The sequence below is a fragment of the Saccharopolyspora sp. NFXS83 genome (assembly GCF_026241095.1).
In the GTDB taxonomy this organism is placed as follows: domain Bacteria; phylum Actinomycetota; class Actinomycetes; order Mycobacteriales; family Pseudonocardiaceae; genus Saccharopolyspora_C.
This window is the reverse complement of the sequence record NZ_JAPFGB010000004.1, coordinates 26,159-49,167: the sequence shown is the minus strand read 5'-3', so window position 1 is coordinate 49,167 and position 23,009 is coordinate 26,159. Positions and strand designations below refer to the sequence as shown.

General features: G+C 70.3%; 19 protein-coding genes and 1 pseudogene. 9 read left to right on the top strand and 11 right to left on the bottom strand.

The window, feature by feature from the left end; all coding sequences use genetic code 11:
- A pseudogene (locus OOZ19_RS05565) lies at positions 1-321 on the top strand (hypothetical protein); the annotation flags it as partial.
- 90 nt (positions 322-411) lie between these two features.
- Here OOZ19_RS05565 and OOZ19_RS05560 read toward each other — a convergent pair.
- The 4 genes from OOZ19_RS05560 to OOZ19_RS05545 form a co-directional block, all read right to left on the bottom strand.
- The gene (locus tag OOZ19_RS05560) at positions 412-1,032 is read right to left on the bottom strand and encodes an L-threonylcarbamoyladenylate synthase (RefSeq protein ID WP_184480627.1); all 621 of its coding nucleotides are present in this window, start codon (positions 1,030-1,032) and stop codon (positions 412-414) included.
- Positions 1,033-1,137: 105 nt separating this feature from the next.
- A complete protein-coding gene (locus OOZ19_RS05555; RefSeq protein ID WP_266088910.1) occupies positions 1,138-2,706 on the bottom strand; it encodes a restriction endonuclease in 1,569 nt (522 codons plus the stop codon).
- Positions 2,707-3,145: 439 nt separating this feature from the next.
- A complete protein-coding gene (locus OOZ19_RS05550) occupies positions 3,146-3,823 on the bottom strand; it encodes an MBL fold metallo-hydrolase (protein WP_266088909.1) in 678 nt (225 codons plus the stop codon).
- 33 nt (positions 3,824-3,856) lie between these two features.
- Positions 3,857-4,627 (bottom strand): maleylpyruvate isomerase family mycothiol-dependent enzyme, encoded by a 771-nt coding sequence (locus tag OOZ19_RS05545; protein WP_266088908.1) that lies wholly within the window; start codon positions 4,625-4,627, stop codon positions 3,857-3,859.
- Positions 4,628-5,060: 433 nt separating this feature from the next.
- Between OOZ19_RS05545 and uvrA the strand changes: the two genes are divergently transcribed.
- Positions 5,061-7,922: an excinuclease ABC subunit UvrA gene (uvrA, locus tag OOZ19_RS05540; protein WP_266088907.1), complete on the top strand. Its 2,862-nt coding sequence runs from the start codon at positions 5,061-5,063 to the stop codon at positions 7,920-7,922.
- 48 nt (positions 7,923-7,970) lie between these two features.
- Here uvrA and OOZ19_RS05535 read toward each other — a convergent pair whose 3' ends face one another.
- From OOZ19_RS05535 to OOZ19_RS05510, 6 genes are all read right to left on the bottom strand, one after another.
- Entirely contained in the window at positions 7,971-10,589 is a 2,619-nt protein-coding gene (locus OOZ19_RS05535) for an ABC transporter substrate-binding protein (protein ID WP_266088906.1), read from the bottom strand.
- A gap of 153 nt (positions 10,590-10,742) precedes the next feature.
- Positions 10,743-11,858, bottom strand: a complete 1,116-nt coding sequence (locus tag OOZ19_RS05530; protein ID WP_266088905.1) for a lactonase family protein — start codon at positions 11,856-11,858, stop codon at positions 10,743-10,745.
- Positions 11,859-11,989: 131 nt separating this feature from the next.
- A complete protein-coding gene (locus tag OOZ19_RS05525) occupies positions 11,990-12,937 on the bottom strand; it encodes an NADP-dependent oxidoreductase (protein WP_266089141.1) in 948 nt (315 codons plus the stop codon).
- A 170-nt stretch (positions 12,938-13,107) separates the two neighbouring features.
- Positions 13,108-14,499: a GntP family permease gene (locus OOZ19_RS05520; protein WP_266088904.1), complete on the bottom strand. Its 1,392-nt coding sequence runs from the start codon at positions 14,497-14,499 to the stop codon at positions 13,108-13,110.
- 18 nt (positions 14,500-14,517) lie between these two features.
- Complete coding sequence (locus OOZ19_RS05515) at positions 14,518-16,107, bottom strand: N-acyl-D-amino-acid deacylase family protein (RefSeq protein WP_266088903.1); 1,590 nt, start codon at positions 16,105-16,107, stop codon at positions 14,518-14,520.
- A 33-nt stretch (positions 16,108-16,140) separates the two neighbouring features.
- Complete coding sequence (locus tag OOZ19_RS05510) at positions 16,141-17,445, bottom strand: amino acid deaminase (RefSeq protein ID WP_266088902.1); 1,305 nt, start codon at positions 17,443-17,445, stop codon at positions 16,141-16,143.
- A 149-nt stretch (positions 17,446-17,594) separates the two neighbouring features.
- On the opposite strand from OOZ19_RS05510, the gene OOZ19_RS05505 reads away from it, so the two are divergent.
- On the top strand, positions 17,595-17,984 hold the full coding sequence (locus OOZ19_RS05505) for a RidA family protein (RefSeq protein WP_266088901.1): 390 nt from the start codon (positions 17,595-17,597) through the stop codon (positions 17,982-17,984).
- A 208-nt stretch (positions 17,985-18,192) separates the two neighbouring features.
- Complete coding sequence (locus tag OOZ19_RS05500) at positions 18,193-18,723, top strand: formaldehyde-activating enzyme (RefSeq protein ID WP_266088900.1); 531 nt, start codon at positions 18,193-18,195, stop codon at positions 18,721-18,723.
- 24 nt (positions 18,724-18,747) lie between these two features.
- On the opposite strand, the gene OOZ19_RS05495 is transcribed toward OOZ19_RS05500, so the two are convergent.
- A complete protein-coding gene (locus OOZ19_RS05495; protein ID WP_416309401.1) occupies positions 18,748-19,128 on the bottom strand; it encodes a DUF1844 domain-containing protein in 381 nt (126 codons plus the stop codon).
- A gap of 317 nt (positions 19,129-19,445) precedes the next feature.
- Here OOZ19_RS05495 and infC point away from each other — a divergent pair, with 317 nt between their 5' ends.
- The 5 genes from infC to pheS all read left to right on the top strand — a co-directional run bounded on the left by infC (position 19,446) and on the right by pheS (position 22,998).
- Positions 19,446-19,985, top strand: coding sequence for a translation initiation factor IF-3 (infC, locus tag OOZ19_RS05490; protein WP_184485502.1), 540 nt, complete (start codon positions 19,446-19,448; stop codon positions 19,983-19,985).
- A gap of 187 nt (positions 19,986-20,172) precedes the next feature.
- Entirely contained in the window at positions 20,173-20,367 is a 195-nt protein-coding gene (gene rpmI, locus OOZ19_RS05485; RefSeq protein WP_266088899.1) for a 50S ribosomal protein L35, read from the top strand.
- A gap of 118 nt (positions 20,368-20,485) precedes the next feature.
- Positions 20,486-20,854: a 50S ribosomal protein L20 gene (rplT, locus tag OOZ19_RS05480; RefSeq protein WP_184480601.1), complete on the top strand. Its 369-nt coding sequence runs from the start codon at positions 20,486-20,488 to the stop codon at positions 20,852-20,854.
- Positions 20,855-20,898: 44 nt separating this feature from the next.
- Positions 20,899-21,690 (top strand): TrmH family RNA methyltransferase, encoded by a 792-nt coding sequence (locus OOZ19_RS05475; protein ID WP_266088898.1) that lies wholly within the window; start codon positions 20,899-20,901, stop codon positions 21,688-21,690.
- Positions 21,691-21,930: 240 nt separating this feature from the next.
- Positions 21,931-22,998 carry a phenylalanine--tRNA ligase subunit alpha gene (pheS, locus tag OOZ19_RS05470; protein WP_266088897.1) on the top strand — a complete coding sequence of 356 codons (1,068 nt, stop codon included), beginning with the start codon at positions 21,931-21,933 and terminating at the stop codon, positions 22,996-22,998.
- The last annotated feature ends 11 nt before the right edge of the window (positions 22,999-23,009 follow it).

Here is a 23,009-nt window from a genome sequence, read left to right as displayed (position 1 = left end):
GGCGATCCGGAGGGTTCGGTGCCGCCGTTGCCGGGTGTGCCTTCGGGCGATCCGGAGGGTTCGGTGCCGCCGTTGCCGGGTGTGCCGTCCGGCGACCCCGAGGGAACCGTCCCGTCGCAGCCCGGCGTGCCCGGGGCGGGCGAGACCATCCCGGCGCTGCCGACCCTGCCCTGCTGGGGCCCGGCGCCCGGCCATGGCGTGCCGACTCCGTCCCCGGCTCCGGGCGTCCCCGCCCCCGGCATTCCGGTGCCGTCCCCGGCTCCGGGCGTGCCCGCCCCCGGCATCCCGGCTCCCGCCCCGGGCGTGCCCGCGAACGGCTGACGGGAATCCGGGGAGGTAGGTGACGCTCCCCGGTGGCGCGGTGCCGGGAAAGGACGTGGGGGTCCTTCCCGGCACACGTGCGCGCCGAGATCACTCGAAGCGGCTCGTGTCTCCCGCGCCGCGGCGCACGATCTCGGCCTCACCGCTGGAGAAGTCGATGACCGTGGTCGGTTCGGTGCCGCAGTCGCCCGAGTCCAGCACCGCGTCCACCACGTGGTCGAGCCGCTCCTTGATGTCCCAGCCCTGCGTCAGCGGCTCCTCCTCGTCGGGCAGCAGCAGCGTGCTCGACAGCAGCGGCTCACCCAGCTCCGCCAGCAGCGCCTGCGCGGTGACGTGCTCGGGGATGCGGATGCCCACGGTCTTCTTCTTGGGGTGCATCAACCGGCGCGGCACTTCCTTGGTCGCCGGGAGGATGAACGTGTAGCTGCCCGGCGTGCTGGCCTTGATCGCGCGGAACACCGAGTTGTCGATGTGCACGAACTGGCCCAGCTGGGCGAAGTTCTCGCACACCAGGGTGAAGTGGTGCCGGTCGTCGAGCTTGCGGATGGTCTTGATCCGCTCCACGCCGTTCTTGTTGTCCAGCCCGGTGCCCAGGGCGAAGCAGGAGTCCGTCGGATAGACGATCACCCCGTCGGACCGGATGATGTCGACCGCCTGCCCGAGCGTGCGGCGCTGCGGATTGTCCGGGTGCACGTCGTAGTACCTGGCCATCCGCCGAGCCTAGGATCACCCGGCCCTTTCCGACAGAGCGCCCCCTCGGACAGCGGAGCGGCTGACGTCCCGGCAGGCCACCGCGACACGTCATGATCGGAAAGCTCACGGTCCATCTTTCCGGTTTTTGCCGGTGCGAAGGATTCGAGCAGGAATATCGTGCTCGTGGCAGAGGGCGAGGAGGTTCGGTCCGTCGTAGAGCTGGATCGGTTTCCCGTTGGCAAATTCGTAACTGGACGGCCCGAACCCGCTGGTGGTGATGAGAATTCCTTTGGTGGCGCCCTCGTGCTGGACGACGCCGTACAGGTCGCGAACCGCTGTAGGAGGAACGGTTTTGGTGTACAGTTTTACCTGAATAACGTACTTTCCGCCGCGAATGGGTGTGGGGTCATAGGCGACGCAGTCGACTCCGCCGTCGCCGTCAGCCTTGAAGATTTTCGTGTCAAATCCCATGCGGGCGAACAGGTTCTGGATGAAATGTTCGAAGTCTTTTGGTGAGAGATCGAGCAGATTGGGGCGCTGGTCGATGTCGCTCATCACATCGATGGGGTCTACGATCCTGGGGTCGGCCATGTTGAAGCTGAGCAGCGGTGCGACCGGGACGCTTTCTTCGGGGTGCGGGGAGACGTCCGCGGCGAAGTGCTTCTTCACGCATTGAACCGGGTCGACTTCACGCAGGTTGACTTGGTTGAAGTGCTCTCGTGTGGCGCGCAGCGTGATGAGGCACGGTTGGACCCGATGTCCGGTGGCGGGGTCGATCTCCTCGACGATGCCGTTGAGCACGACGGTCGTGACGAGCTCGCTGCTATCGGCTTCGAAGACTGCGCGCAGGGCGCGAAGGGCGATTTGGGAGACGAGGTTTCGGTAGATCGATCGGATCTCCGCTATGCCGCGAGTTTTTGAGATCTCGACGGTATCCTTGGATTTGACGTATCGATATTCCTTTGTCGTGGGTATTGCGGAGATAGGGGGGAGTCGCCATTCGATCGCCAGCAGTGTCGATTCTGGAACGTAGCCTGCGCGGCGCGCTGTGGGAAAATCTTTGAGATCTCCTATGGACTCGATGACTTGCTGGTAGTAGCTGCTCACCGAGTGCCTGTCGCCCTGCCTAAATTTCTTGCGCAGTTCGTCGATCTTCTTGTTGTGCTCGGTCGCGCGCGCTCCGGCCGCTTCCTGCTGTGCTCGGTGCCTGCGACGAGCATCGGTCACTCGTCGTTGCCGGGCGATCTCGTCCTCGCTGTGGCGTTCCTGGGCCGCGTCGAACCCTGTCTCGGCCACCTTCTTCTCCCGTTCATAACGGGATCGTCCTCCCAGCAGCCGACTGATCGCGCCGGGCGGTGCGGGAGCGAATTGTTCCCACCGCGGCGGAGGGAGCGGTTTCGAATCAACGCCCAAGTCCAGGGCGGGAATGGTGGTGCTGCGTTTCATGTCCTCGAAGCGAGGGCGGGGTACCGGACGCCGCAACGCATCGGCCAGCACGTTCTCGATCTCCCGGAGCTGGCGCTCCACCGTCGAGGTCTTGTCGGCGGCGAGGTCTTGTTGTCGCCGGATATGAGCTTCTTTCTGCTCCCGCTCGGCTTCTTTTCGGCGTTTTTCCTGTTCGCGCACTATACGAGCGGCCTCTCGCTGCTGCCATGCCTCGCTGCGCTGGTTGTTGGAGCGTTGCTGCGCCACCAAGCCCCCTCGGTGCCCGATCGTTGATCTTCAGCAAGGCAGGCTAGGGACTGCCCGCTGACAGCAGGGCGCTTACCGGGAAGCGTTCCCTGAATGGGCTAACTGAGTCCGATGTTCTAGTGGTGCACATCCGCGCTCGGTCAAGCGCACGGCCGGGGACGATGTCGGCCCTGTTCGTCCGGGTGGCCCTGATTCGATCGGCGTCCGGTCGAGCCACGAGGCCGAGCTCGGTGAGTCTTCGGGCGAGGGGCGCCATGTCGACGCGGTACGAGCTCGCGATGCGGACCGCCGCGGTGTGGGTGTCCCCGGCTGCGGACGTGTGCTGTTCCCACGCGGCGCGGAGGCACCGAGCGGGCAGCAGCCGCCCTCGACGACCCGTACCTCTGCACGCGAAAGCGGGCCGCCCGAAGGATCGGGCGGCCCGCTTCGACGTGTCTGGTCACCAGCCGCGTTCGCGCCACTCCGCGAGGTGGGGGCGCTGCTCGCCGAGGGTCGAGTCGTCGCCGTGGCCCGGGTAGAACCAGGTGTCGTCCGGGAGTTCGGCGAAGATCCGGTTCTCCACGTCGTCGACCAGCGAGGTGAAGTCCGCCGGCGAGTTCGTCTTGCCGACCCCGCCGGGGAACAGCGAGTCGCCGGTGAACAGGTGCGGGTGGCCCGCCGGGTCCCGGTAGACGAGCGCGATGGAGCCGGGGGTGTGGCCGCGCAGGTGGATCACCTGCAGCTCGACGTCGCCGACGGAGATGGTGTCGCCGTGGTTCACCAGGCGGTCCGGCGGCACCGGCAGCGCCTGCGCGTCCGCCGGGTGCGCCAGCGTGTAGCAGCCGGTCTGACCGGCGACCGCGCCCAGCGCCTGCCAGTGATCACCGTGCTGGTGCGTGGTGACGATGCTGCGCAGCCGGGGCCGGTCGTCGTCGTGGCCCAGCAGGTCGGCGAGCCGTTCCGAATCGTTCGCGGCGTCGATCAGCAGCGCGTCGCCGGTGCCGCGGCAGGTCAGCAGGTACGCGTTGTTGTCCATCGGGCCGACCGACACCTTCGTGATGGTCAGCGCGTCCAGCACCCGCTTGGCGGGGGCGCCGCCGGGTTCGACATGGCCGGTGTACTGCTCGTATGCCTCCACGCCGGGAACCCTATCGCTTCGGCGAGGCCTGGCTCACAGCCACACCGGCAGCTCCGGCGCGTCGCCCTCCAGCTCCTCGCTCCCGGTCCGCCCGAGCAGCCAGCCGAGCATCGCGCCCGGCGTCCCGCGCACCTGGGCGGGCGGGGCGGTGGTCCCGCGCAGCTCCCACGTGCGCAGGTGCCCGTCGGGGAAGTCCACGACGACGGTGATGGCGGGCACGTCGGGCCTGCCGCCGAACGCTTGGACGGTGTCCTCCAGCAGCTGCTCGACGTCCGGTTCGGGGATGTCGGCGAAGCCGAAACCGTGGTCGAGGTCGGCCAGGTGCACCCACACCTCCAGCAGCCGCTTGCGCAGCACGTCGCGCGCGGGCATCGGCTGGCGGCCGACGACCTCGGCGTCCCACGCGGATTCCGGCAGCGTGCGCACCGCGTGCGCGAAGCGGCCGTGCGAGGCCACGAGGTCCTCCAGCAGCAGCCGGTGCCCGCGCACCGAGCCCTCCTGGATGTCGGCGTCCCGGTCGGCGGGGCTGGCGTACATCGGGTGCTCGGCGCCGGTCCTCGCCCAGATCAGCAGGTTCAGCAGCCCGTCGGCGTTGCGCGCCAGGTGGGTGAGCACGTGCGCCCGCGACCAGCCCGGCAGCAGGCTGGGCCGTCGCACGCTCGCGTCGTCGAGCGCCTTGCCGACCTCGAGCAGGCGGTGCGTGCCTGCTTCGATCGCGGACAGGGCGGCGGTGACCTGTTCGGTGGAGTGCTGGGCTCCGGTGGGCACGGGGGTGCCGCCGGCGCCGAGGACGGTGTCAGCCATCGGATTCCTTGAAGTGTGCAGGAAAGTGCTCCGGACGTGGCAGGGGAGTACCCGAGAGTAGGGGCACAGGTGTGTCCCCCGACAGTGCCCAATCCGGGGGAATTTGCGTATGGTCGCGCAAGGGCGTGCTAATGGCTGCGGAATAACGCACCGGTGTGCGCGTTGCACCCTGATACGGCCTGTGACGAGGGACGACGCGGCACTGTCGGGGGTCCGGCATAGCATGGCCGCGCGACGTCCGAACACCGCCGAGCGCGGCAACGCCGACATCCTCGGCTCCGCGCCAGGTCGACCGACCAGGGGCTCCTGCCCCGCCAGGGCCGCCGTCACGGGGAGCCCGGCCGGGTCGTCCACGGGTTGCGGTGGGCGATGCCGCGGCCCGGTGCCGGCGGGCGCGTCCAGCGAACCGGCGAGAACTTCCGAAAGGATCACAGTGGCCGACCGCCTCGTCGTCCGCGGCGCCCGCGAGCACAACCTGCGCGGGATCGACATCGACCTGCCGCGCGACAGCCTGATCGTGTTCACCGGCCTGTCCGGCTCCGGCAAGTCCAGCTTGGCCTTCGACACCATCTTCGCCGAAGGACAACGGCGCTACGTGGAGTCGCTGTCGGCTTACGCGCGGCAGTTCCTCGGCCAGATGGACAAGCCCGACGTGGACTTCATCGAGGGCCTGTCCCCGGCGGTGTCCATCGATCAGAAGTCGACGAGCCGCAACCCGCGCTCCACGGTGGGCACCATCACCGAGGTCTACGACTACCTGCGGCTGCTCTACGCCCGCGCCGGCAAGCCGCACTGCCCGACCTGCGGTGAGGCGATCAGCAAGCAGACCCCGCAGCAGATCGTCGACCAGGTGCTGGCGATGCCGGAGCGCACCAAGTTCCAGGTGCTGGCACCGGTGATCCGCGGTCGCAAGGGCGAGTACGTCGACCTGTTCGAGCAGCTGCAGTCGCAGGGCTACGCGCGCGCTCGGGTGGACGGCGTGGTGCACCAGCTGGAGTCGCCGCCGACGCTGAAGAAGCAGGAGAAGCACGACATCGCCGTGGTCGTGGACCGGCTCACGGTGAAGGCGAACGCGAAGCAGCGGCTCACCGACTCGGTGGAGACCGCGCTGCGGCTCGCCGACGGGCTGGTGCTGCTGGAGTTCGTCGACGTCGACGAGGATTCCCCGGAGCGCGAGCGGAAGTTCTCCGAGCACCTGGCCTGCCCGAACGGGCACCCGCTGGGCGTGGACGAGCTGGAGCCGCGCTCCTTCTCCTTCAACTCGCCCTACGGCGCCTGCCCGGATTGCGCGGGCTTGGGCATCCGCAAGGAGGTCGACCCGGAACTCGTCGTGCCCGACGAGGAGCTCTCGCTGGGCGAGGGCGCCATCGCGCCGTGGGCGGGCGGGCACACCGCCGAGTACTTCATCCGGCTGCTGACCTCGTTGTCCGAATCGGTCGGATTCCGGATGGACACCCCGTGGGACAAGCTGCCGACGAAGGTCAAGAAGGCCGTGCTGCACGGCACCAGCGACCAGGTGCACGTGCGGTACAAGAACCGCTACGGGCGCCAGCGCTCCTACTACGCCTCCTACGAGGGCGTCATCCCGTTCTTGGAGCGGCGCCTCGACCAGACCGAGTCGGACTACGCCCGCGAGAAGTACGAGGGCTACATGCGCGACGTGCCGTGCCCGTCGTGCGACGGGACGCGGCTCAAGCCGGAGATCCTCGCGGTCACGATGGAGAACGCCGAGCACGGCGAGCTGTCCATCGCCGAGGTCAGCGCGCTGAGCGTGCGCGAGTGCGCGGCGTTCCTCAACGCCCTGGTGCTGGGGCACCGGGAGGAGATGATCGCGGGCCGGGTGCTCAAGGAAGTGCAGGCCCGGCTGGGATTCCTGCTCGACGTTGGCTTGGACTACCTGTCGCTGGACCGCGCGGCGGGCACCCTCTCCGGTGGTGAGGCGCAGCGCATCCGGCTGGCCACCCAGATCGGCTCCGGCCTGGTCGGCGTGCTGTACGTGCTCGACGAGCCGTCGATCGGCCTGCACCAGCGGGACAACCACCGGCTGCTGGAGACCCTGAGCAGGCTGCGCGACCTGGGCAACACGCTCATCGTCGTCGAGCACGACGAGGACACCGTGCGCAGCGCCGACTGGGTCGTCGACATCGGTCCGGGCGCGGGCGAGCACGGCGGCAAGGTCGTGCACAGCGGCCCGTACAAGGAGTTGCTGGACAACGAGGATTCGCTGACCGGTGATTACCTGGCCCGGCGCAAGCGGATCCCGATCCCGGAGACCCGGCGCAAGCGGGACCCGAAGCGGCAGCTGACCGTGGTGGGCGCCAAGGAGCACAACCTCGGCAAGATCGACGTGTCGTTCCCGCTGGGCTGCATGGTCTCGGTCACCGGTGTCTCCGGTTCGGGGAAGTCCACGCTGGTCAACGACATCTTGGCGTCGGTGCTGGCGAACAAGCTCAACGGCGCCCGCCAAGTCCCCGGCAGGCACACCCGGATCAAGGGCGTCGACCAGGTCGACAAGCTGGTGCAGGTGGACCAGTCGCCGATCGGCCGCACCCCGCGCTCGAACCCGGCGACGTACACCGGGGTGTTCGACCGCATCCGCAAGCTGTTCGCGGAGACGACGGAGGCGAAGGTCCGCGGTTACCTGCCGGGCCGGTTCTCCTTCAACGTCAAGGGCGGCCGGTGCGAGGCGTGCGCGGGCGACGGCACCCTCAAGATCGAGATGAACTTCCTGCCGGACGTGTACGTGCCGTGCGAGGTGTGCAAGGGCGCTCGCTACAACCGCGAGACGCTGGAAGTGCACTACAAGGGCAAGACGATCGCCGAGGTGCTGGACCTGCCGATCGAGGAGGCCGCGGAGTTCTTCGAGCCGATCAAGGCGATCCACCGCTACCTGAGCACCCTGGTGGACGTCGGCCTCGGGTACGTGCGGCTCGGCCAGCCGGCGCCGACGCTGTCCGGCGGTGAGGCGCAGCGGGTGAAGCTGGCCAGCGAACTGCAGAAGCGCTCCACCGGCCAGACCGTCTACATCCTCGACGAGCCGACGACGGGCCTGCACTTCGAGGACATCCGCAAGCTGCTCGGCGTGGTCAACGGCCTCGTCGACAAGGGCAACACTGTGATCGTGATCGAGCACAACCTGGACGTCATCAAGACCTCCGACTGGCTGCTCGACCTCGGTCCCGAAGGCGGGTCCGGTGGTGGTGAGCTGGTCGCCCAGGGCACGCCTGAGCAGGTCGCCGAGGTCGAGGAGAGCTACACGGGCCGCTACCTGGCCCCGATCCTCGCGGAAGACTGAGCCGCCCCGTGCCACCCGGTGCCGATCCGGGTGGCACGGGCTCGGGCATCAGCCGCCGAGCCAGGTGCAGCCCTCGGGGCGTTGATCCTTGTTGGCCTGGTGGTCGCCGCACACCAACAACGTGCGGCTTTCCTGCGCGCCGCCTTCGATGCGTTCGATGGTGATCGCCTTGTGCACCGGGACCTGGTCGTTCATCAGGTCCTGGTCGCTGCGGTCGTAGACGATCGCGCCGGTGCTGCCGGTCAACATGCTCTTGGTGTGCGACAGCTCGTTCCACACGGTGAGCCCGTTCAGCGGCAGCCCGTTGTACTTGAACTGGTCCACGGCCTGGCCGAGCAGTTTCATCGCGTCGCGGGCCAGCGCGGACCTTCCCTGGCTGGTGCTGCCGGAGTGCTGCAGCTTGTTGAACGACACGTAGTCCAGCCGGAGATCGGTGTGGTCCGGCATCTGGTCGTCGAGCACGAACTTCGTGATGTCGTCACCTGCGATCAACTGCGGTCGTTCGCCGGGGTCGCAGGTCTGGTTGCTCAGGAACTCGTTGAGCCGTTCGGAACGTCCCGCGAAGAACAGCACCGTGTCCCGGCCGCACGACCGCGCGACCGACGCGTTGTCGTCGGTCACGTTGATCTCGGCGATGCCGCGCCCGATTAGTTCGCGGCGCACGTCGTCGGCGAGGTTCTCGCTGTAGGCGTCGTCGTCCTCCTTGTAGATGGTCACTTTCCGGATGGGGACGTCGAGGTGGTCCTGGACATACCGGCCGACCACTGCCGCCTGGTCCTTGTTCGGCGGTGCCACTTGGAAGTACAGCTTGCTGGACCGCCACATCGAATCCGCCGAGGTGGTGATCCCGATGGTGGGCAGCCCGCCGTCGCCCAGGTCGGCGATGGCCTCCTTCGTGATCTCCCTGCTTCCGCCCATGCCCACCACGCCAACCACCGGTGAAGTCGCTTCGCGCGGTGCGCCGGACTGCCGGGCGTCCCCGCGGGCCGCGGCATTCGTGCTGTCGGCTTCCCGTGCGATCGAGTTGATCCGCTCGGCCACGTCGGGGGCGTGCCGCATTCCTTCGCCGCCGTTGGCGATGAGCACCCGCAGCGGCAGCCGGGCCATGCGCGATTCCTCCTGCGCGTCGGCGACACCGCGCAACTCCTCCAGGGCCGCGGTGAGCGCGGTCGAATCGGAGTTGGTGGTCGTCAGGACGCTGAAGTAGATGATCGTGACGTACGGCAGGTCCTTCTGATTCCGGTGCAGCTCGTCGGCTTTCTCGTTGAGCTCGTGGATCCGGGTCTGTGCTTGCGCGAGGGCTTCGCGCGTCTCGTCCCCCTCGCCATCCGGCTGCGAGAACACGTATCCGTCCGAAACGCCGACGCATTCACCGTTGTTGTCCCCGAATCCGTCCGGGTCCGCCCAGATCAGGTCGCCGCCGGCCCACGGCCGCAGTTGTCCGCAGTGCTGCGCCCATTCCTTGACGTACCAGCCGCCCGCCCCGGCCACGACGATCACCGCGAGCAGTGCGGGCATGACCCGCAGGACGCGCGCTCGCTTGGTGCGGATCGGTGCCTGCCCGCGGGGGAAGGCGGGGAGCGGTTCCACGTCCGTCGGCGGGTTCTCCACTCGGAGCGGCAGGTACCAGGCCGTGGGCGAGCGTTTCCGCCTGGCCTCCAGCAGCTGCTTCTGCCAGCCCTCCACCGTCATCGGATCGGCGGGCGCGGTGCCGTGCGGCAGTTCTTCCGGGCCGCTGGCCACGACGAGCAGCGGATCGCGCGCTCCGGTCTCGTTGCGCACGTCGTTGATGAGCCTGATCAGCAGCTCCCCGGTGGTGCCGGGTGTGACGCCTTGCAGGAGCAGCACCGGGTAGTTGTCCCGTCGCATCCAGCGCCACCGCCCTACCCTGCGCGCGTAGGCGTCGGCGAGGTCTTCCAACAGGGCGTGCACGAGGAACTTGCGCACCTGGTTGGCGTTCTCGTGCACCGACGGCCTGCTCAGCAGCCGCTGCGCGAAGCTCGCGAAGTCCGCGGATTCGCGCGGCGACAGGTAGTGCTGGCGCAGGAACCAGCGCGCGGGTCTGCGCAGCACCACGCCGCGTTGGATCGCGGGCGGCAGGGCCCAGGACAGCAGCATCGCGGGCAGCAGCAGGTACCAGGGCAGCCCGAGCGGTTCGACGCGGTGCACGGTCGCGTCGACACGTGCGCCCGCTCCGGCTCCTTCGGTTTCGGCTCGGCGGCTCTTGAGCCCGAAGAGCCGCCCGCGCACGTAGGTACCGAGCAGTTCGCGCGCCTGCCGGTTCGGCACCTCGTCAGGTTCGGGCGGTTCCTCGTTGTGCTGCAGCAGGTAGCTCGCCAAGGCGTAGCGGCGGAAGCGGATCCGCCCCTGCCAGCGCCGCGAATCGTGCCGCCCCAGGCCGAGCGCGACCTTGTCCAGCAGCTGTTCCCGCATCAGCACCGAGCGGTGGAGCTCGTTGTCCGGCAGGGCCTGGTCGGCGCTGAGCAGCACGTGCGGCACCCCGCCGCCGAGGTGCCCGCCGAGTTGCGCGGTCAGGTCATCCGGCCGGTCCTGCCGGACCAGGTGGAAGATCGGCTGCTCACCGGCCGCCGAGAACAGGCCGGTGCGTCGCCAACGCGACCCGATCACCGCGCGCAGTTGTCTGACCGGGATGGTGTTCTCCGGCATCCGGAACCCCCTCGATTCCCCCGAAACGAACCGCTCAGAGTAGCGATTTCACCTGTCCGGGGGGAGGGTGTCGCCGCGCCGGTGCGGGTTCTTCCCGTTGTCCTCGCGGGAATTCGTCCGTTCGGCAGAGCCGCTGATCCGATCCGGGGGCTGTCAGCTCCCGAAGGCGAGCACCACCGCACCGGCGAACGCACCGGATTCCTCGGCGGGCGCGAGCAGACCGGTGCCCGCGTCGCGGGCCAGCCGGGTGATCGTGCCGGAGCGCTGGTTCACCACGTGCAGCGCCGATTCGCCCGGCTCGAACGCGAAGTGCCGCGGCCACTGCCCGCCGGTCGGGGTGCTGCCGAGCCGTTCCAGGCCGTCGTCGCGCACGGCGAACACGGCGATCGTGTCGTCGCCCCGGTTCGAGGCGTACACGTGCGCGCCGTCGCCGGAGACCGCGATCTCAGCGGGGAAGTTCTCGCCGGTCGCGCCTTCGTCGCGGGTGCCGAGGACCTGCCCGGCGGTGAAGGCCGCGCCGTCCCAGTCGAGCACGGTGATCGTCGAGGCGTACTCGGCGAGCAGGTAGGCGCGCCCGCCGTCCGGGTGCCACGCGAGGTGGCGCGGCCCGGTCCCGGTGGGGACGGTGAGCTTCTGGCGCTGCACGAGCTTGCCGTTCTCCAGCGCGTACACGAACACCGCGTCCGCGCCGAGGTCCACGGCCACCGCCAGATCTCCGCCGGGAGCGATGAGCACTTGGTGGGCGTGCGGTTCGGCGGCGTCGTGGCGCACCAGGTCGCTCGCCTCGCCGATGCTGCCGTCGGGCGCGATGGGGTGCGCCGAGACGGTGCCGTCGGTGTAGTTCGCCGTCAGCAGGTAGCCGTCCGGGTGCACGGTGAGGTGCGTCGTGCCGGAACCGCCGGTCGCGGTGCTGCCGAGCACCGCGGGGGCGGCGGGGTCGGCGAGGCTCAGCGCGGTGACCTTGCCCTGCTCCTGCTCGTTGGTGGTGTAGAGGACCCGGCCGTCGGGGGAGAAGGCGAAGAACGACGCGTCCGGCACGCCTTCGACGACCGCCGTGGAGGTCAGCTTCCCGGTCGCGGCGTCGAAGCCGGCCACCTCCAGCCCGAGGCCCGCGGGTTCGGCGGAGGTCAAGCTGCCCACGTACGCCGTCGTCGTCGCGCGAGGCCCGGCCGCCGCGGTCAGCGGGGACAGCAGCGGCAGCGCGCTCGCTCCGGCTAGGACGCCGAGGAAGTGGCGGCGGCGCATCGGGTTCTGGGCGGGACCGGGCACGGTGGTTCTCCTTCGTCGGGTACGTCGGCCGCCAGTCTCGCCGCCGCGCTCGACAATGGACCAGACCAAAATGGCCCAATCTCGTCCGCCCGAGCTCGGCCGGGCGGGAAGCCCGCCCGGCCGAGGCGGTTTCACGGGGCGACGCGCAGCACCTGCTTGCCGCGGACCTCGCCGCTCTGACCGCGGCGGTGCGCTTCGGCCGCCTGCGCCAGCGGGAGCACCTCGTCGATCTCCACGGAGATCGTGCCGTCGTCGATGAGCTCGCCGATCCTGCGCAGCGCGGCCCCGTCCGGCTCGACCAGGTATCCGGTGGCGCGCACGCCGTGGAGCAGGGCCCGCTCCAGCAGTTCGGGGGCGACGCCCGAGGGCACCGCGATCAGCAGCCCGTCCGGCTTGAGCACGTCGAGCGAGTGGGTGCTGGTGTCGTCGACGCCGTCACCGACGAGGTCGAGGACCACGTCGATGTCGCCGGTGACCTCCTCGAAGCGGGTCTCCCGGTAGTCGATCACCTCGTCGGCGCCGAGCCCGCGCACCCAGTCGTGCTTGCCCGCGCTGGCGGTCCCGATCACGTGCGCGCCGAAGTGCTTGGCGATCTGCACCGCGAAGTGCCCCACCCCGCCGGAGGCCGCGTGCACCAGCACCCGCTGCCCTCGGGAGATCCCGGCGAGGTCCACCAGGCTCTGCCACGCGGTCAGCGCCGCCAGCGGCACCCCGGCCGCCTGGTCGTGGTTCAGCGCCTCGGGCTTGCGGGCGAACTGCCGGGCCGGCGCGGTCACGTACTCCGCGTAGGCGCCCGCTTGGCGCGGGAACCACGGCATGCCGTAGACCTCGTCCCCGGCGGTGTGCACGCCGAATCCGGTCTCCTCGACGAAGCCGGAGACGTCCCAGCCGAGGACGAACGGCGGCTCGCCGAGCACGCCTGCCATGCCGCCGCCTTCGCGGGTCTTCCAGTCCACCGGGTTGACCCCGGCGGACACGACGCGCACCAGCACCTCGGTGGGCAGCGGGGACGGTCGCGGCACGGTCGTCTCGTGCAGCACCTCCGGTCCGCCGAGCTCGTCCTGGCCGATGGCCCGCATGGTCGTGTTGGTCATGATCCTTTTTCCTGTCGTCGTGCGCCGAAAGCCGAGGGGCGCCCGCCCCTTCCCGCCGGGAAGCGTCCGGGGGAGCGGGCGCGCTCACGGGATACCCGCCCCCTCCGCGATCAACACGAAGTGCCGGGGCCGGCATTCCGGCCCCGGCGCTCGCGCTACACCAGCAGGCTCAGCAGGGCGGCCATGCCGAAGCCGGTCAGCGACAGGATCGTCTCCAGCACCGTCCAGGTCTTGATCATGTCCTTGACGGAGATCCCGAAGTACCGCGAGATGATCCAGAACCCGCCGTCGTTGACGTGCGAGGCGATGATCGAACCCGCGGCGATGGCCACCGCGATCAGCGCCAGCCGGGGCTGCGAGTAGTCGGCGCCTGCCAGCAGCGGCGCCACGATGCCGCCGGTGGTCACGATCGCCACCGTCGCCGAGCCCTGCGCGATCCGCAGCCCGGAGCTGATCACGTACGCCGACACGATCAGCGGCAGCCCGGAGGCCTGCAGCGACCCGGCGAGCGCGTCGCCCACGCCGGTCTCGGAGAGCACCTTGCCGAAGAACCCGCCCGCGCCGACGACCAGAAGGATCATGCCCAGCGGTCGCAGCGCCGCCGCCGTCAGCGTGGCCAGGTCCGGCCCGGTGAGACCGCGCCGGGTGCCCAGCAGCCAGAACGCGGTCAGCACCGCGATGGTCAGCGCCACCACCGGATTGCCCAGGAACGTCAGCACGTCCAGCGCCGCGCCGGCGGGCAGCGTGATGCTGGCGAAGGTGCCGCCGAGGATCAGCAGCATCGGCAGCCCGATGACGAGCGCGACGACGCCGAGCTTCGGCTCCTCGCCGGACTCCGAGGTGAGCTCGGCGGGCGGCGCGGTGTCCGGCACGTCCACGTGGATGCGCTTGCCGATCCAGGACGGGAACAGCACGCCCGCCACGACGAACGCGGGAATGCCGCAGGCCAGGCCCATCAGGATGATCCAGCCGAGATCCACTCCCAGCAGCCCGGCGGCCACCACGGGCCCGGGGTGCGGCGGCAGGAACGCGTGCGTCATCGACAGGCCCGCGACCAGCGGCAGGCAGTACAGCAGGATCGAGCGCCCGCCTTGCCGGGCGGCGGTGTAGACCAGCGGCGCGAGCACGAAGATGCCGATGTCGAAGAACACCGGGATGCCGAACAGTAGCCCGGACAACCCCATCGCCAGCGGCGCCCGGTTCTCTCCGAAGGCGGCGAGCAGCCTGCGGGTCAGCAGTTGCGCGCCGCCGGAGGCCTCCAGGATCGAGCCGAGGATGGCGCCGAGACCGACGATCGCGGTGATGTGGCCGAGGATGCTGCCGAATCCGCTCTCCAGCAGCGATTCGCTGCTCTTCTGCGCGGAGCCGACGAGGTCGGTGACGGGCACTCCGGCGGCGAGCGCCAGCAGCAACCCGGTGATGATCAGTGCGATGAACGGCTCCACCCGGAACCGGATGATCATCAGCAGCAATGCGGCGATGCCCACCGCGCACAACGTGAGCAGACCTGAGGTCTCCTGCTGCAACCAGTGCACTAAACCATCCACAATGGACTCCTTGGGGGGTCAGGAGGTGCGGCGTACCGCACGACCGGGCAGCGCGTCGGTGCGCCGCCCGGAGTCGAGGACGGGCACCCCGTTGACCAGCACCTGATGCATCCCCGCGGCCGTGCTGCGGGGCTCGTCGAAGGTGGCGGTGTCGGCGATGGCGTCCGGGTCGAACAGCACCAGATCCGCGACCGCGCCCTCCCGCACGCGACCGCGATCGGGCAGCCGCAACCGGTCCGCGGCCCGCGAGGTGAGGTGCCGGACGCATTCCTCCAGGCTCAGCACGCCCAGTTCCCGCACGTAGTGCCCCAGGTAGCGGGGGAAGGTCCCCCACGCGCGCGGGTGCGGCCGGGCACCGACCAGCAGCCCGTCGCTGCCGCCGGTGTGCGCGGGGTGGCGCATGATCGCGCGCACGTTCTCCTCGTGCCCGACGTGCATCAGGCAGGAGGTGCCTAGCCGCTCGGACACCAGCACGTCGAAGAACACCTCGGCGGGTTCCGCGCCGGAAGCCCGGGCGGATTCGGCGATGCTGCGCCCCACCAGGTGCCCGTTGCGCTCGGCGTCGCGCACCCCGTTGATCTCGATGGTCGCCCAGTCGATCGGCACCCCGTGGCAGCCGTCGGAGCCCGCCACCTCCATGGTGTGCCGGATCCGCAGCCGGTCGGCCGGATTCCGCAGCCGCGCCAGCGTCGCCTCGACACCGCCTTCGGCGGCCCAGCTCGGCAGCAGCGCGTGCAGCGAGGTCGCCCCCGGCAGGTACGGGTAGCTGTCCATCGTGATGTCCGCGCCCGCGGCGAGCGCATCGTCGACGAGGGACAGCAGCTCGGGCGCGCGGCCCCGGTTCACCTCGAAGTTCATCGTCGCGTGCGCCAGGTGCAGCGGGCAGCCGGAAGTGCGGCTCACCTCGATCATCTCCGCGTACGCCGTGAGCGCCCCCGCACCGTAGCTGCGGTGGTGCGGGCTGTAGAAGCCGCCGTGCGCGGCCACGACCCGGCACAGCTCGGTCAGCTCCGCGTCCGAGGCGTACATGCCCGGCGTGTAGGTCAGCCCCGACGACATGCCGACGGCGCCTTCGGCGAGCGAGTCCGCGAGCACCTGCCGCATCCGGTCCAGCTCGGCGGCCGTGGCGTCCCGGTCGTCGTGGCCGACGCACAGCATTCGCAGGGTGCCCTGCGGCACCAGGTACGCGGCGTTGACCGCGATCCCGGTGTCCAGCCGCGCGAGGTACTCGCCGACGCCGCGCCAGTTCCAGTCGAAACCGGGCGGGTCGTCGTTCCAGCCCGCGATCTGCGCCCGCACCGCCGCCAGCGTCGCGTCGTCGACCGGCGCGTACGACAGACCGTCCTGGCCCAGCACCTCCAGCGTCACGCCCTGCGAGACCTTCGCCAGGTGGTCCGGCTCGGCGAGGATCTGCAGGTCGGAGTGCGAGTGCATGTCGATGAAACCCGGTGCGAGCACCAGGCCCTCGGCGTCGAGCACCCGCCGCCCGTCGAGCGTGCCCGGCGGGCCGATCTCGGCGATCCGCTCACCGCGGACCGCGACGTCGCCGCGGTAGCGGTCCTGCCCGGAACCGTCGACGATCGTCGCCGCGCGGAACACCCCGTCCATGCCGACCTCCGGTTCTCGCCCGTGCCCTGCGGGTCAGAAGTAGGTGCGCACCAGGTCGACCACGTTCTCCCCGTCGACCACCGGGATCAGCGGCCACTTGTCGAAGACCGTGCACGGGTGCGACAGGCCGAACCCGACCCAGGAGCCGATGCGCGGTTCGTCGCCTTCGACGGCGAGGAACGCGTGCTGATCGGCGAGCGAGGTCACCCGGCACGAACCGGGCGGGAGCTCCCGCGTCACCCCGTCGGCGCCGCGGAACACCTGCGGCTCCGGGAGGTCCTGGTCGAAGGACACGTCGCGGCGCCCCATCGTCGCCAGCGCCAGACCGGGCTCGGGGCGGGAGGTGATCTGCGCCCAGATCCGCATCGCGGGCCGGAACGGCGATTCCTCGCCCGCCAGCCGGTGCGGGCGGCCGAAGGGGGAGTTGCGCCGGTACAGCCCGTCGTCGTGGGTGACGTACGCGCCGCTGCGCAGCACCGGCAGCACCCGCGCGCGCGTCGGCCACGGCGCGGCGAAGGACTCCGCGACCTGGTCGAAGTAGGCGCTGCCGCCGCCGGTGACGATGATCTCGTCGGTCTCGAACAGCTCCGCGCGCTCGATCTCGCCCACCAGCGAACGCATCCTGGCCATGTATTCATCCACAGTGGACAGCGCGGAGTCCGCGGTGCCGTGCGCCGCCGCGCCCTCGTAGCCGCCCACGCCCGCCAAGCGGAGGTTCGGGCTCGCCGCGACCGCCCGCGCCACTTCGAGCGCCTGCTCCACCGACCTCGCGCCGGTCCGGGCGCCGTCCCAGCCCAGCTCCACCAGCACGTCCAGCGGGCGTCGGCCGGTGTGGGCGCGCGTCATCAGCGCCACCCCGTCGACCGAGTCCGCCCAGCAGCTCACCGAGAACTCCGGGTCCGCGTCGAGCTCGGCGCCCAGCCAGCGCAGCCCGGCCGGGTCGAGCAGCTGGTTCGCCAGCAGCACCTGCCGCACGCCGAACGCCCGGTACACCCGCAGCTGCGGGAGGTTCGCCGCGGTGATGCCCCACGCCCCGTGCTCCAGCTGCCGCTCGAACAGCCGCGGCGCCATCGTCGTCTTCCCGTGCGGGGCGAGCAGCACCCCGTGCGCGTCGCACCACCGCGCCATCGTCGTCAGGTTGTGGGTGAGCGCGGCCTCGTCCAGCGTCAGCACCGGGCCGGTGAAACCGGAGCCGAACAGCGTCGGCCCGGAGCCGAGGAATTCCTCGACCGTGCGCCCGAACGCTTCGGCGGGCAGGCCCTTGAACCGCCAGTCGAGGACCTCTTGGCGCAGCAGTGCCACCGCGTGCTGGTCGATGCCGGGTGCTGAGCGGGGCAAGGGGCCTCCAGTGCGATGAGCGCGATCTGATCGGGAGATGATAAGCACTCGGACGGTGCAGTGGTCCAGACGAATCTTCCGGCGTCGCCCCGAGCTCCGCCCAGGCCCGGCCACCCGCACCGAGAAACCGCCGAAGCGCAGGAGGAACCATGCCCAGGACCATCATCACGAGCAGCGACGCCCCGACCCCGCCGCCGCACATCCCGCTCTCGCCCGGCGTGCGCAAGGGCAACGTCGTGCAGGTCTCCGGGCAGACCCCGGTCGACCCCGCCACCGGTGAGCTCGTCGCGGGCGGCGTCCCCGAGCAGACCGAGCGCGCGCTGCGCAACGTCATCGCCGTGCTCGAAGCCGCAGGCGCCGGGCTGGAGGACGTGCTGATGCTGCGCGTGTACCTCACCGACGTCTCGCAGTTCGCGGAGATGAACGAGACCTACGCCCGCGTGGTCGGCGAGCCCTACCCGGCCCGCACCACCGTCTACGTCGGCCTGCCCGCGGGCCTGCTCGTGGAGATCGACGCGCTCGCGGTCCTCGGCGACTGACGCCCGGCGGCCGGTGCCCGTCGTCGCAGGTTGCTCCGTTCCGGGGACCAGTCGCGCTGAAGTCCGGTGCGGTGCGCGGTGGGCCGGTCGCGGCCGGTCGACCGCTCACCGCACCCGACCTTGACAAGCGGGTGCGGTGCTCGGAAGGTGTCGATCAGTCACCCCGGTCCGCCCGGCCCGCCCGGCGCGGCAGCCAAGGAGGGCGTGCATGACCACGTTCGGCGACCTCGACGGCCGGCTCGCGCAAGGCTGGGGCGGACGCAAACCCAACGGATGCCGGGTGATCGTGGTGCTCGCCCGCCGTGGCGGCACCACCGCCGCCGGGCTGCTGACCACGCTCACGGTCCCGACCGAGCGGCTCGCGCCGATCCTGGTCTCGGTCGGCGAGGACCGCGATTCCTGCACGGCGGTGCAGCCGCCGACGTTGCTGGTCGGGCACGAGGTCGCGGCCTCGGGGCGGACCGCGGCGCTGGTCTTCGGGGCGAGCCAGGTCGGCGTCGCGCAAGGCGTGCTGGACTCGGTGGCCGACGGCCTGCTGGAAGCCGACCAGGAGACGATGGTCTTCGTGTCGTTGTGGCTGGACCACGACGCCGACGACGAGACCGCGGTCCGCTTCTCCGCGCGGGAAGCGGTCGGTGAGGCGGTCCGGGACGCCGTCACCGGTCACACCAAGGAACGCGTCCGCGGCCTCGTCGAGGAACGCGACCGGCTCACCCACCCGTACTACGGCGGCGACTGAGCGACCGCGAGCGGCGGGACCGGGTCAGTGCACCGGCCCGGTGTACTTCTCGCCGGGGCCTTGGCCCGGTGCGTCGGGCACGGCGCTCGCTTCGCGGAACGCGCGCTGCAGGCTCTGCAGCCCGTCCCGGATCGGCGCGGCGTGCAGCCCCAGGTACTCCACCGACGCCGTGACCAGGCCGGCGAGCGCGGTGATCAGGCGCCGCGCCTCGTCGAGGTCCCGGCTAGGCGCGTTGTCCGGGTCTTCGTCGCCCAGGCCGAGCTTCTCCGCGGCGGAGGACATCAGCATCACCGCGGCGCGGCTGATCACCTCGACGCTGGGAACATCCACCAGCTCGCGGACGTTGAGATCGGTGTCCGCCTCGGCGGCGAAGCTCGACTTGAACTCCTGCGATCCGTCCGGGATGCCGTCGGAGGGCGGGGTCGACTGCGGTTCGTTCACGGCTGGTACCCTGACATGAGCGACCAGCCCCTGCTTAGTCGGGGGCGGCAAAGTGGAGCCCCGCTCCCACCCGTGCAGCCGACTCTCAGGCCGCCGGGTCCCGGTCACATCGGCGCACCGCGCCGGTGGCATGAGCGGTATTGCGGTACCGGTTCGATCGGTAGGAGTAGGGTCTCGCGCTTCCGGGAATCCGGAATGCGTGGGACTACTGCACGTCCAGGGGCAGAGCTTCACGCGCCGAGGCTTGCAGAAAGACCGAAGCATCGAACCGAGGAGGCCCCATCAGCACGGAGACGCGCATCAACGACCGCATCCGCGTGCCCGAAGTCCGCTTGGTCGGACCGAACGGCGAACAGGTCGGCATCGTCCGCATCGAGGACGCGCTCCGCCTGGCGCAGGAAGCGGATCTGGACCTTGTCGAGGTCGCCCCGCAGGCGCGCCCGCCGGTCTGCAAGCTCATGGACTACGGCAAGTTCAAGTACGAGAGTGCGCAGAAGGCTCGCGAATCGCGCCGCAACCAGCAGCAGACCGTCATCAAGGAGCAGAAGCTCCGGCCGAAGATCGACCCGCACGACTACGAGACGAAGAAGGGTCACGTCACCCGCTTCCTCGGTCAGGGTCACAAGGTCAAGGTGACGATCATGTTCCGCGGTCGTGAGCAGTCGCGTCCCGAGCTGGGCTTTCGTCTGTTGCAGCGGCTGGCCGACGACGTCGCCGAACTGGGGTTCATCGAGGCCAACCCGAAGCAGGACGGCCGTAACATGATCATGGTCCTGGCGCCGCACAAGACGAACAAGACGAAGCCGAAGGCGACCGCGTAAGGCCACCGGAACGCATCGGTAGCCGCCCGGCCACTGCGCCGGGGGCGGCGCCACGATGCGATGGTCGGGCGCCGGCGCCGGTCGGGTGCAAGGCCGACCGGTCGGAGAGCCCGGTCGGGCAACGGGCCGATCAGGTCCGCCGTGGAGTTCCCAGCCGCGGCGGACCCCGTATGAGAAGGATTGAGAGATGCCGAAGAACAAGACCCACAGCGGGACCGCGAAGCGCTTCCGGGTCACCGGCAGTGGCAAGCTGCGTCGCGAGCAGGCGGGCCGTCGCCACATCCTGGAGAAGAAGTCCAGCCGGGTGACCCGTCGCCTGGAGGGCACCGAAGAGGTCGCCAAGAACGACGTCAAGCGCATCAAGAAGCTCCTGGGCCGCTGAGCCGCCGCACCTGCGCGACGCCCCCTCGCGGGCGGACCCGCCGGTGCACGTGCTCCCCAGCGCTCCCAGCCCCCCAGGGCGGTCCCGCCGCCCCCGATGAGATCGACAGGACGGACCCGTGGCACGCGTCAAGCGGGCAGTGAACGCCCAGAAGAAGCGCCGCAGCATTCTCGAGCAGGCCAGCGGTTACCGCGGTCAGCGCTCCCGGCTGTACCGCAAGGCCAAGGAGCAGACGCTCCACTCGAACGTCTACGCCTACCGCGACCGGCGTGCCCGCAAGGGTGACTTCCGGAAGCTGTGGATCACCCGCATCAACGCGGCGACCCGGCAGAACGGTCTGAGCTACAACCGCTTCGTGCAGGGCCTGAAGGCCGCTGAGGTCGAGGTGGACCGCAAGATCCTGGCGGACCTCGCGGTGCGCGACCCGCAGGCCTTCACCGCCCTGGTGGACGTCGCCAAGCAGCACCTGCCGGAAGGTGCGGCCTGATCACCGAGGGCACGCACGAGCCTCAGCGACCCGAGACGCCTCCGTTGACGGAGCGTTCGTCTCGGGTCGTTGTTGCGCGCAAGCTCACTCGCCGCGCCGGGCGGGACCGCGCGGGCGAGTTCCTCGCCGAGGGTTCGCAGGCGGTCGGTGAGGCGCTGGCCGCGCACACCGCGGGCCGGGTGCGGGTGCGGTCGCTGTTCGCCACCGAGGAGCAGGCCGCGAAGCTCGCCGAGGTGGGCGTTCCGGTGCACGTCGTGACGGATCGGGCTGCGGCCTCGCTGTCGGAGACGGTCACCCCGCAGGGCCTGGTGGCGCAGTGCGAACTGCCGGCCACCACGCCCGCCGAGGCGCTAGCATCCCGGCCGCCGCTGGTGGCGGTGCTGCTGGGCGTGGCGGATCCGGGCAACGCGGGCACCGTCGTGCGGGTCGCCGACGCCGCGGGCGCGGGTGCGGTGCTGTTCGCCGGTGACACCGTCGACCCGTACAACGGCAAGGCGGTGCGCGCGTCGACGGGCAGCCTGTTCCACCTGCCGGTGGCGCGGGACCGGGACGCGCTCGGAGTGCTCGCAGCCTGCCGGGAGGCGGGCCTGCGGCTGGTCGGCGCGGACGGCTACGCCTCCGACGACCTCGATTCGGCGTCGGTGCGCGGCGAACTGGCCGGTCCGACGGCGTGGGTGTTCGGCAGCGAAGCCCACGGCCTGCCGGAGGACGTGCTCGCCGAACTGGACGCGACGCTGCGGGTGCCGATCTACGGCGGGGCGGAGAGCCTGAACCTGGCCACCGCCGCCGCGGTCTGCCTGTACGCCTCCGCACGGGCCCAGCGCCATCACGGATAGTCATCGCAGCCGTCCTCGGACCGGTGAACACGCCCAGGAACGCGGCTGCGCGAAAACCGCTCGACCGGGTCGCTTAGACTCGTGTGGCTGCGGCACGCATCCGCAGGTCACCTAGCAGGTGAAGGCCCATCGGGAGCCCGGTGGGTGCGCTGGACGAGAAGGTCATGCCGGGCGGGTCACGCCGTACTTGTCATGCCTGACAAGTGTCGCCTGACGAATGACGGGAGTCATGCAGTAACGATGTCTGGAGCCAACGACTCGTACGACCCCAAAGAGGTCGCCGCACTCGCGCCGGAGACGCTCGACCGCGCCGTTGTCGAAGCCCGCAAGGGGTTCGAGGAGGCCGCCGATCTCGACGAGCTGGCCGCCGTGAAGCCCGCGCACCTGGGGGAACGTTCGCCGTTGCTGACCGCGCGCCGCGAGATCGGGGCGCTGCCGCCGAAGGCGCGGTCGGAGGCGGGCAAACGCGTCAACGAGGCGCGGCAGGCGATCCAAGGCGCGTTCGACGAGCGCCGCGCCGTGTTGCAGGCCGAGCGCGACGAGAAGGTGCTGCGCGAGGAATCCGTGGACGTGACCTTGCCCTCGGGCCGGGTTCCCGCGGGCGCCCGGCACCCGATCACGCAGCTCACCGAGCAGATCAGCGACGTGTTCGTGGGGATGGGCTGGGAGGTCGCCGACGGCCCGGAGCTGGAGGCCGAGTGGTTCAACTTCGACGCGTTGAACTTCGGCAAGGACCACCCGGCGCGCACCATGCAGGACACGTTCCACGTGGCGCCGGAGGACTCGGGCCTGGTGCTGCGCACCCACACCTCCCCGGTGCAGGTCCGCTCGCTGCTGAGCCGCGAGCTGCCGGTGTACCTGGTGTGCCCGGGGCGCACGTTCCGCACCGACGAGCTCGACGCCACGCACACACCGGTCTTCCACCAGGTGGAGGGCTTGGCGGTCGACGAGGGCCTGACGATGGCGCACCTGAAGGGCACGCTCGACGCGTTCGCCCGTGCCATGTTCGGCCCGGAGTCGGCGATCCGGCTGCGCCCGAGCTTCTTCCCGTTCACCGAGCCGTCGGCGGAGCTCGACGTGTGGTTCCCGCAGAAGAAGGGCGGCGCCGGCTGGGTCGAGTGGGGCGGCTGCGGCATGGTCGACCCGAACGTGCTGCGCGCCTGCGGAATCGACCCGGCGGTGCACACCGGGTTCGCGTTCGGCATGGGCTTGGAGCGCACCCTGCAGTTCCGCAACGGCATTCCTGACATGCGTGACATGACCGAGGGCGATGTGCGGTTCACCGAACCGTTCGGCATCGACTCGTGATCCCCGTCCCG

Excerpts from the sequence above, each read along its gene's own strand:
- OOZ19_RS05545 (WP_266088908.1), bottom strand. The coding sequence starts at position 4,627 with ATGGCTGACACCGTCCTCGGCGCCGGCGGCACCCCCGTGCCCACCGGA.
- OOZ19_RS05505 (WP_266088901.1), top strand. The coding sequence starts at position 17,595 with ATGCCCAGGACCATCATCACGAGCAGCGACGCCCCGACCCCGCCGCCG.
- rpmI (WP_266088899.1), top strand. The coding sequence starts at position 20,173 with ATGCCGAAGAACAAGACCCACAGCGGGACCGCGAAGCGCTTCCGGGTC.
- OOZ19_RS05535 (WP_266088906.1), bottom strand. The coding sequence starts at position 10,589 with ATGCCGGAGAACACCATCCCGGTCAGACAACTGCGCGCGGTGATCGGG.
- OOZ19_RS05525 (WP_266089141.1), bottom strand. The coding sequence starts at position 12,937 with ATGCGGGCCATCGGCCAGGACGAGCTCGGCGGACCGGAGGTGCTGCAC.
- OOZ19_RS05500 (WP_266088900.1), top strand. The coding sequence starts at position 18,193 with ATGACCACGTTCGGCGACCTCGACGGCCGGCTCGCGCAAGGCTGGGGC.
- OOZ19_RS05560 (WP_184480627.1), bottom strand. The coding sequence starts at position 1,032 with ATGGCCAGGTACTACGACGTGCACCCGGACAATCCGCAGCGCCGCACG.
- OOZ19_RS05515 (WP_266088903.1), bottom strand. The coding sequence starts at position 16,107 with ATGGACGGGGTGTTCCGCGCGGCGACGATCGTCGACGGTTCCGGGCAG.
- pheS (WP_266088897.1), top strand. The coding sequence starts at position 21,931 with ATGTCTGGAGCCAACGACTCGTACGACCCCAAAGAGGTCGCCGCACTC.